6 protein-coding genes and 1 pseudogene are annotated in these 4,857 nt (G+C 65.5%); 3 read left to right on the forward strand and 4 right to left on the reverse strand.

The window, feature by feature from the left end:
- Both Q0996_RS07665 and Q0996_RS07670 read left to right on the forward strand, forming a co-directional pair.
- Positions 1 to 861 (forward strand): ATP-dependent 6-phosphofructokinase (locus Q0996_RS07665; protein WP_299617334.1); only part of this gene is annotated, 861 nt, incomplete at its 5' end.
- Positions 858 to 1,412, forward strand: coding sequence for a TIGR02444 family protein (locus Q0996_RS07670; RefSeq protein ID WP_299617336.1), 555 nt, complete (start codon positions 858 to 860; stop codon positions 1,410 to 1,412). The genes Q0996_RS07665 and Q0996_RS07670, both read left to right, overlap by 4 nt.
- Before the next feature lie 26 nt (positions 1,413 to 1,438).
- On the opposite strand, the gene Q0996_RS07675 is transcribed toward Q0996_RS07670, so the two are convergent.
- The gene (locus tag Q0996_RS07675) at positions 1,439 to 2,035 is read right to left on the reverse strand and encodes a UbiX family flavin prenyltransferase (RefSeq protein ID WP_299617338.1); all 597 of its coding nucleotides are present in this window, start codon (positions 2,033 to 2,035) and stop codon (positions 1,439 to 1,441) included.
- Positions 2,036 to 2,126: 91 nt separating this feature from the next.
- Here Q0996_RS07675 and Q0996_RS07680 point away from each other — a divergent pair, with 91 nt between their 5' ends.
- Positions 2,127 to 2,297 (forward strand): YdcH family protein, encoded by a 171-nt coding sequence (locus Q0996_RS07680; RefSeq protein WP_299617340.1) that lies wholly within the window; start codon positions 2,127 to 2,129, stop codon positions 2,295 to 2,297.
- A gap of 220 nt (positions 2,298 to 2,517) precedes the next feature.
- Here Q0996_RS07680 and Q0996_RS07685 read toward each other — a convergent pair whose 3' ends face one another.
- The 3 genes and pseudogenes from Q0996_RS07685 to Q0996_RS07695 form a co-directional block, all read right to left on the reverse strand.
- Complete coding sequence (locus tag Q0996_RS07685; protein ID WP_299617342.1) at positions 2,518 to 3,672, reverse strand: acyl-CoA desaturase; 1,155 nt, start codon at positions 3,670 to 3,672, stop codon at positions 2,518 to 2,520.
- A 249-nt stretch (positions 3,673 to 3,921) separates the two neighbouring features.
- Positions 3,922 to 4,485 (reverse strand): TetR/AcrR family transcriptional regulator, encoded by a 564-nt coding sequence (locus Q0996_RS07690; protein WP_299617344.1) that lies wholly within the window; start codon positions 4,483 to 4,485, stop codon positions 3,922 to 3,924.
- A gap of 7 nt (positions 4,486 to 4,492) precedes the next feature.
- A pseudogene (locus tag Q0996_RS07695) lies at positions 4,493 to 4,857 on the reverse strand (acyl-CoA synthetase); the annotation flags it as partial.

Here is a 4,857-nt window from a genome sequence, read left to right on the forward strand (position 1 = left end):
AACAAGGGCGATCCCTTCGACTTCCCGCTGGCCGACGGCCGCCGCATCGACCGCACCGAAGAGGTGATCGAGGGCTACCGCCAGCTCGACCTGGACGCCCTGATCGGCATCGGCGGCGACGGCAGTCAGGACATCCTGAGGCGCCTGGCGCAGCAGGGCGGCATCGACCTGATCACCATTCCCAAGACCATCGACAACGACCTGGGCCATACCGAGGTCTCGGTGGGCTACGACACCGCGGTGAAGGTGGCCACCGACGCCATGGACCAGTTGCAGCCGACGGCCGCCAGCCATTCGCGCGTCATGGTGCTGGAGGTCATGGGCCGCGACGCCGGCCACATCGCCATCGCCGCCGGCATCGCCGGGGGCGCCGACGTCATCCTGATTCCCGAAATCCGCTATAGCCTGGCCGGCGTGGCCGCCAAGATCGAAAGCCTGAAGGCGCGGGGGCGCAACTTTGCCCTGGTCATCGTCGCCGAGGCGGTGAAGACCGAAAGCGGCGAGGCGGTGCGCCAGCAACAGGGCGACGGCAGTTTCACCTACGGCGGGGTCGGCCACTACCTGGCCGAACGAATCGTCGAAGAGACCGGGTCGGAAACGCGGGTCACCGTTCTGGGGCATTTGCAGCGCGGCGGCCCGCCCACCGACCACGACCGCCTGATGGGCTCGGCCTTCGGCGTCTATGCCGTCGACCTGATCGCCGCCGGGCGCTTCGACCGCATGGTCGCCTGGAGCGGGCGCCAGGTGGTGGACATTCCCATTTCCGATGCCATCGCCGGCTACAAGGCCGTCGATGTGGAAGGCTCCCTGGTGCATACTGCCCGGGGGTTGGGCATCTACCTGGGGGACCTTGAGGGATGACCACCGCCGCCCATGGCGCCGTTCCGGAGAATCCGTTCTGGGATTTCTCGCTGGAGGCCTATGAGCGCATGGGGGTGGCAGAGGCCTGTCTGGGGCTGCAGGACCGCTACGGAATCGACGTCAATCTGCTGCTTTTCGCCGCCTGGGCCGGCTCCTGCGGGCGCGCCCTCACCGGCAACGAGATGGCCGCCATGATCGCCGCTGCGGCGGCCTGGCAGGTGGAGGTGGTGCGCCCGCTGCGCGGCGTGCGGCGCTGGCTGAAGCAGCAGGACCAGGTGCCGGAAGCTCTGGGCGAGGAGCTGCGCGGCCAGGTGAAAGCGCTGGAGCTTCAGGCGGAGATGCTGGAACAGCTTCTGCTGCATGAGGAACTGCGGGTCGACCCCGCGGACCCGGACCCGCGTCTGGCCGCCGCCAACATGCGGCTCTATCTCGCCAGCTTCGCGCCCAGGCCCAGCGATGCCGACCTGGCCGATCTGGCGGTCATCCTGCGCGGCTCCTGCCCGGAGGTGACGCCCCTGGAGGCGATCTGGTTCCTGGGGGAGAAGAATTAGGGAAAGCGGGCCGACCCGTTGGGTACTTAGCTTCGCAGCGGCCGCACCTTGCCGGAGTCTTCGCCCCAGCGTTTGACCTTGCCGCTGTCCAGGCCAAAGAGGTCGAGGACCCGGCCCACGCTGTGGTCCACCATCTCGTCGATGGACTGGGGGTTGGCATAGAAGCCGGGCACCGGCGGGGCGATCACCGCCCCCATCTCCGAGAGCGCCAGCATGGAACGCAGATGGCCGGTGTGCAGCGGTGTCTCGCGCAGCATGAGGACGAGGCGCCGGCGCTCCTTCAGCACCACGTCGGCGGCGCGGGTCAGCAGGTTCGCGGTGACGCCGGAGGCGATCTCCGACATGGAGCGCACCGAGCAGGGCGCCACCACCATGCCCAGGGTCTGGAAGGACCCGCTGGAGATCGCCGCGCCCAGATCGCCCACGGGATAGCTGACGTCGGCCAGGGCCGTCACCTCGGCGACCTTCAGGTCGGTCTCGTAGGCCAGGGTCAGCTCCGCCGCCTTGGACAGCACCAGATGGCTTTCCACCGGCAGTTCGCGCAGGGTCTCCAGCATGCGCACGCCATAGCGCACGCCGCTGGCACCAGAGATCCCGATTATCAACCTTGAGGTGTTGTGCATAACCCCGCTAACTCTTTGGGTTGCCGATGTTTGCCAAGTTACAAAAATGCGACTACACTCTAGGGGTACCTTTGGCTCATTGGAGGTCCGAATGACAGCGGATGAGCGTGTCTCCTCGTTGCTCAGCAAACATGCGGCTATCGATCACGCAATTGAGGAGGAGAACCAGAGGCCGCACCCCGATGATCTGCGAATTCTCGAACTTAAACGCGAAAAGCTCCGGATCAAGGACGAAATCGCAGGTCACTATAGCCATCCTTAGCGAACCTCCCAGACACAGCCTCAGTCCAAGGCGCTGATCAAACGGCAGCCAGGCAGGCCCGTGCCATAGGGGTGCAAAGCCCCGGGAGTTCGTGAGAGAACGGTTACCGGCGCGACCCGGATACGCAGGGTGTTCGGGGACAAGAGGGCTTTTTCGGGATCAACCGCGTCCCCCGCTTCGACCACGAAGCACCCGGGGACGCGGTTTTGTTATGGGCAAATCACTGCTGCCTGACCGCTTTGAGGGGCACGGTGGGCCGACGGCGGCCCAGCGGCACCGGGCCCGGATCGCCGGGGCCGCGGCCGAGGCGTCGAAGGAAACGCCAGTGCGAGAGCATCAGGCCCGGCAGGTCGGTGGTCGCCAGGGGCAGGCCATGGTGCCGGGCAGCCGCCTTCACCAGGGGATCGACGGCGCGGTAGTGCAGGTGGGAGAGATTGGGGAAGAGGTGGTGCGTCACGTGGGTGTTGAAGCCGCCGGTGAAGAAATGCACGACCCGGCTCTCGGGGCTCCAGTCGACTGACGTGGCGACGGCATGCTCGGCCCAGCTGCGTGGGATCCGGCCGTCCGGCGCCACCTCGGGAAAGGCTGCCTCCTCGGCGAAGTGGGTGCCCACCAGAAGAGCCATGAAGGTGAGGGACATGAGCGCCGTGGCGCCCAGCCAGCCGATCACGATTTGCCAGGCCGGCAAGGGCAGTAGCGCCAACGGCAGGCCGATGCAGAGCGTGAAATAGACGCTCTTGCGGAAAAAGAATCCAATGATTTCGGCCCTGCCGTGGCGCAGATTGCGCATGTTGGCGAGGCTACTTTTGCGCAGATAGACGAAGTCCTGGACCAGGACCGCATGCAGCGCCACCAGCATGTAGAGTAGCGGCGCATAGAGGTGCTGCAGGCGGTGGTGCCGGCGCCAGCAGTGGTGCGGCGAGAGGCGCACAAAGGGATTGTCGTCGATGTCGGCATCACAGCCCAACACGTTGGGAAAGACGTGATGGGATTTGCGGTGGCGCAGGAACCACAGCCGGCCGTCGACCCCCAGCAAAGTAAAGGTCGCGAGCGCGACGAAACGGTTCCGCCGCTGACTTCGGAACAGGGAATCGTGGACCGCGTCGTGGCCCAGGTTCACCGCCAGAAACAGTGCTGAGAGCTGGTAAAGCACGGCAAAGCCAAAGAGCGCGGGGGAGGGCAGGCCACTGAACAGCACCCCGGCATAGGAGGCCGCTGCCAGCCCGCCAAAGACCAGAGCCTTCACGATCATGCGCCTATCGGCGAAGCGGCTGCTGCCTCGGGCCGCAAGGTAGCCGTCGATCGCCGCCTTGGCCTCCTTGTAGAAGGCGCCGCCTCCGCCGCCCTCAAACCGGATCTTCTGCGGGTCCGCCATGGTCTCCCTCCCTTGATCCTGTAGGGTCCTGCCCCGTCCAGGTTAAGTGAGTGAGTAGTCACTCATTTTCAAGAACAAAGATGAGGGAACGGTTCGCGGGCTGCGATCGCCCTAGAGCGGATCATGTTTAGACGGAAACACTTCCGTGTTTGCGTCTAAACATGTGAATCCGCTCTACACTTGAGAATTAGAGCAGATTCACCAGGCTCGATGGATCGCTCCTGCGATTCCATCGAACCAGGATCTGCTCTAGCGCAGGGCCTTCAGGCTGCGGGTCTGAATGTCCTCGGTCCAGGCGGAAAGGGGCCCTTTCAGCTGGCCGTAGAGCACGAAGATCGCCGCCTGGACCACAGCACCGAGGCCGAGGGCGGTGGCCAGATTGGGATCGCGCAGGGAGACTTCGCCGTTCTCGATGGCGCGGGCCATCACCGCCCGCACCACCTCCACCGGGCTTTCTAGCTCGGCGGAGATTTCGCCCAGGTGCTCGTGCTGGGTGATCAGCAGAAAGCGAAAGGCATCGGCATCCTCATCGAAGGCGTAGCAGAGGTGAGCCACCATCGCCTTCCAGGTCGTTCGAAAGCCGGTTCCCTTCGCCGCGATGGCCTGAAGGTCCTCGGCATAGCGCACGTAGACCTGCTTGAAGAGCTGGCGGGCGAGCGCTTCCTTGCTGTCGAAGTAGCGGTAGATCGATCCTTCGGCGACGCCGGCGGCGGTGGCGATCTCGCGCGTGCGGGTGGCGGCGACGCCCTGTTCGACGAAAAGCGTCAGCGCCGCCCGGGCGATACGGTCGCGGGTCTCCTCGCTCTTGCTCATCGGCGCGCTATAGCGCTTTCGCCTGCTGGCGCAGGACGAATTTCTGGATCTTGCCGGTGGAGGTCTTGGGCAGGGGGCCGAAGACCACGGTCCGGGGCGTCTTGAAGCTGGCCATGTTGTCCCGGCAGAAGGCGATGATCTCGCTCTCCTCGGCGGCCGCGCCCGGCTTCAGTTCGACGAAGGCGCAGGGGGTCTCGCCCCACTTGTCGTCGGGCCGTGCCACCACGGCGGCGGCGGCCACCGCCGGGTGGCGGTAAAGGGCGTTCTCGATCTCGATGGAGGAGATGTTCTCGCCGCCGGAGATGATGATGTCCTTGGAGCGGTCCTTCAGTTCGACGTAGCCGTCGGGATGCCAGACCGCGAGGTCGCCGG

The organism is Pelagibius sp. (assembly GCF_028289705.1).
Taxonomy (GTDB): Bacteria; Pseudomonadota; Alphaproteobacteria; order Kiloniellales; family Kiloniellaceae; genus Pelagibius.